This window comes from Moorena sp. SIO3I8, from assembly GCF_010692325.1.
GTDB lineage: Bacteria > Cyanobacteriota > Cyanobacteriia > Cyanobacteriales > Coleofasciculaceae > Moorena.
This window is the reverse complement of the sequence record NZ_JAAHHW010000257.1, coordinates 1-2,847: the sequence shown is the minus strand read 5'-3', so window position 1 is coordinate 2,847 and position 2,847 is coordinate 1. Positions and strand designations below refer to the sequence as shown.

The 2,847-nt window shown below is 38.9% G+C and carries 3 protein-coding genes; 2 read left to right on the top strand and 1 reads right to left on the bottom strand.

Features of this window, described 5'->3' with window-relative positions; genetic code table 11:
- Window positions 1-651 precede the first annotated feature (651 nt).
- Window positions 652-1,674: a glycine betaine/L-proline ABC transporter substrate-binding protein ProX gene (gene proX / locus F6K51_RS35845; RefSeq protein WP_293030571.1), complete on the top strand. Its 1,023-nt coding sequence runs from the start codon at window positions 652-654 to the stop codon at window positions 1,672-1,674.
- Here proX and F6K51_RS35840 read toward each other — a convergent pair.
- A complete protein-coding gene (locus F6K51_RS35840; RefSeq protein WP_293030568.1) occupies window positions 1,671-1,814 on the bottom strand; it encodes a hypothetical protein in 144 nt (47 codons plus the stop codon). The two genes, proX and F6K51_RS35840, sit on opposite strands and share 4 nt — an antisense overlap.
- Before the next feature lie 163 nt (window positions 1,815-1,977).
- Here F6K51_RS35840 and F6K51_RS35835 point away from each other — a divergent pair, with 163 nt between their 5' ends.
- Window positions 1,978-2,172: a hypothetical protein gene (locus tag F6K51_RS35835; protein ID WP_293030565.1), complete on the top strand. Its 195-nt coding sequence runs from the start codon at window positions 1,978-1,980 to the stop codon at window positions 2,170-2,172.
- Window positions 2,173-2,847: the final 675 nt, after the last annotated feature.

The following is a 2,847-nucleotide window of genomic DNA, read 5'->3' as shown; positions in this document are numbered from 1 at the left end:
GACGAGGGTCTTCGAGCTCTGCAAAGGCTTCTATAATTGCGATTTGAGACACAAGAGTAGATGGATTAGACTAAATTTGCGCTCAATTATACCATATCTTGTTTATATTTAGAATGAAATAGCCCTGCCTTTCCTATAGGATATCATGTTTTTACAAATCTAATTCAGTCAGTGGAGTTTCATCTCCAGTTTGATGTTGGTGAAGGCTAATTTATTAGGGAGCAGGGAGCAGGGAGCAGGGAGCAGAGAGTAGGGAACAGGGAACAGGGAACAGGAAAGTGGGCAAAAATTTTGTATGCCTCATAGGTATGATAAACGCTATCATAAAAATTACACCTAAAAAAAGCGTAAGCATAACTTTAGCGATGCATCGTTTTTTTTTATTAACTTTAAAATTATAGCAATATAAGTATAGTTTAGGATATATTATTTGGGTTTATATGATGTCAGGATAATTACCCTTAATCCAAATCTCCCCCATCTCCCCGCGCCCCCTCCCCACACTTCCCACACTTCCAACCCTCCCCACACTCCCTACTCCCTACTCCCTCCTCCCTAAAACCCAAGACGAAGGTACCTCACCCCATTGAAAACTGCTATAGTTATGACTGAAGGTAAGACTTCATGATAAAAACCCTGGGAGAGGATTTCATGAAACGACAAGTAAGACAAATTACGTTAGGAATGACTCTGATCGCTTGCTTAATGGGTTCAATTGCCTGTGAGTCAACGTCCTCTGTTAAAAAAACTAAAGTTCGTTCTGCCCATAGTAACTGGATCGAGGAACAGTTTCAAACCGAGATAGTCAATATTGGTCTGGAAAAACTTGGTTATGAAATAGAAAAACCGAAAGAAATTAGCTATCCGGTTATTTATGTGTCTGTGGCTAATGGCGACCTAGATTATAGTACTATTAACTATGAAAGAGGACACCAAGAATTCTTTGAAAATGCTGGGGGTACCAAAAAGTTAGAGCGAGTTGGAGTTCTTACTCCTGATGGGATACAAGGCTATCAGATCGATAAAAAAACTGCTGATAAATATAATATTAATAACCTGGAACAATTTAAAGACCCAAAAATTGCGAAACTATTTGATACAGATGGCAATGGTAAAGCCAATTTAATCGGTTGTGATCCTGGTTGGTTTTGCGAAATAGTAATCGATCATCACCTGAAAGCTTACGGATTAGAAGATACGGTTGAACACACTAGAGGACAATACATTGTGCTACTTGCAGATGTTATGACTCGCTACAAGCAAGGGGAAAGTGTTTTATATTATGCTTATAATCCTCACTGGATATCTACCGTATTAAAACCGACGCAAGATGTAGTTTGGTTAGAAGTTCCCTTTACATCTCTTCCTGAATTGCAAAAAAATATAACCGAAAAAGAAACCTCAGTAGACGGAAAAAATCTCGGATTTGCTGTGGATCGTCAGCGCATTTTTGCTAACAAGAAATTTTTGGCAGCTAACCCAGTTGCCAAGCGTTGGTTTGAACTAGTTCAAATTCCGGCTGAGGACATTAACGTTGAAAGCCTAAAGATCAAAGAGGGTGAGAACACTCCAGAAGATATACGCCGCCATGCTAAAGAATGGGTTGAGAATAATCAAGAGTTGTTTGATAGCTGGATAGAAGAGGCAAAAAAGGCAGGAGGGGATTCTATTTAAAAATAGGGAATAGGGAATAGGGAATAGGGAATAGGGAATAGGGAATAGGGAGTAGGGAGTAGGGAGTAGGGAGTAGGGAGTAGGGAGTAGGGAGTAGGGAGTAGGGAGTAGGGAGTAGGGAAAAAATTTGTGTATCTCATCGGCATTATAAAGGCTAGATAAGTAAAAATATATCAACAAAAAAAGCGTTCGCTTTTTTTTATTCCCCCTAAAACTTCCAAAAAAAAATTTTTTTAAACCCTTGACAAACCTATTAATAATCATTATTATTATAAATATAACGACGAATTCAATCTTTGATTCATGTCAAAAAACCCAAACCTAAAAAAACAACCTGTTGAGCACACTATGAAAGGCTCTCGTCAAGCAGTAATGCATAGTATGCACATGCTTTATGTCTTTGGCTATGCAGAGATTTGCGAGTGGAGCCCTCTGGAGCCGACTGATGTTCCAGACGAAGTGATTACTACAATGATGAAGTATTGGCTGTTGCCATAACAGCTTAAATTTCTGGGGGGTTTTCCCCCAGGATAAAGGCTCCGGTCTGGTCGGATAGCGTGACCTTTGGCCAATCAAATAACATCACATCAGGTTAGGTTTGGGATCTGACTGACATCAAAATTTAAATCCACTTACTGTGGCATTGAAAAAGCCGTGGACATTATGTCTACGGCTTTTTTTTATGTTTGAGACTTGTATTTTTTATCTGTTGCTTGTTGCCTTTTGCTTTTTGCCTTTTCCTCAAAATATTTTATAAGATCATGTGGTCAACGATACCAGCTACTATGCAGCAGTGGTCAAGATATTGTATTCTAATTGGAGATGCTATTGGTGTCATGCTTAAACAATACCATAGTTCTTTCCTCCAACCTGCGGAATGCAGGCTCTAAACTAATTTGGCTAACAACCAAGTTTATTCAAAAATTAGAGGATGTAAAAATGATTCAGGTTATTCAGGCAAACGCGACTTCATCGGAGCAAAGTTTTCCCGAGAGTATCCAGCGCTTAATTAGCAATATCAAAAATCAGTCGGCAATGGTACCGACCAGGGCTATTTCATTCTAAAAAGTTGCTTAAGCGTGTCTAGACCAAAAGAACAAAGTCGTTGAGCTTGTGCCATATTTTTAAACATTTGGTCACGGTATAAATTGAGTGTAAAATTACGAGCTATGG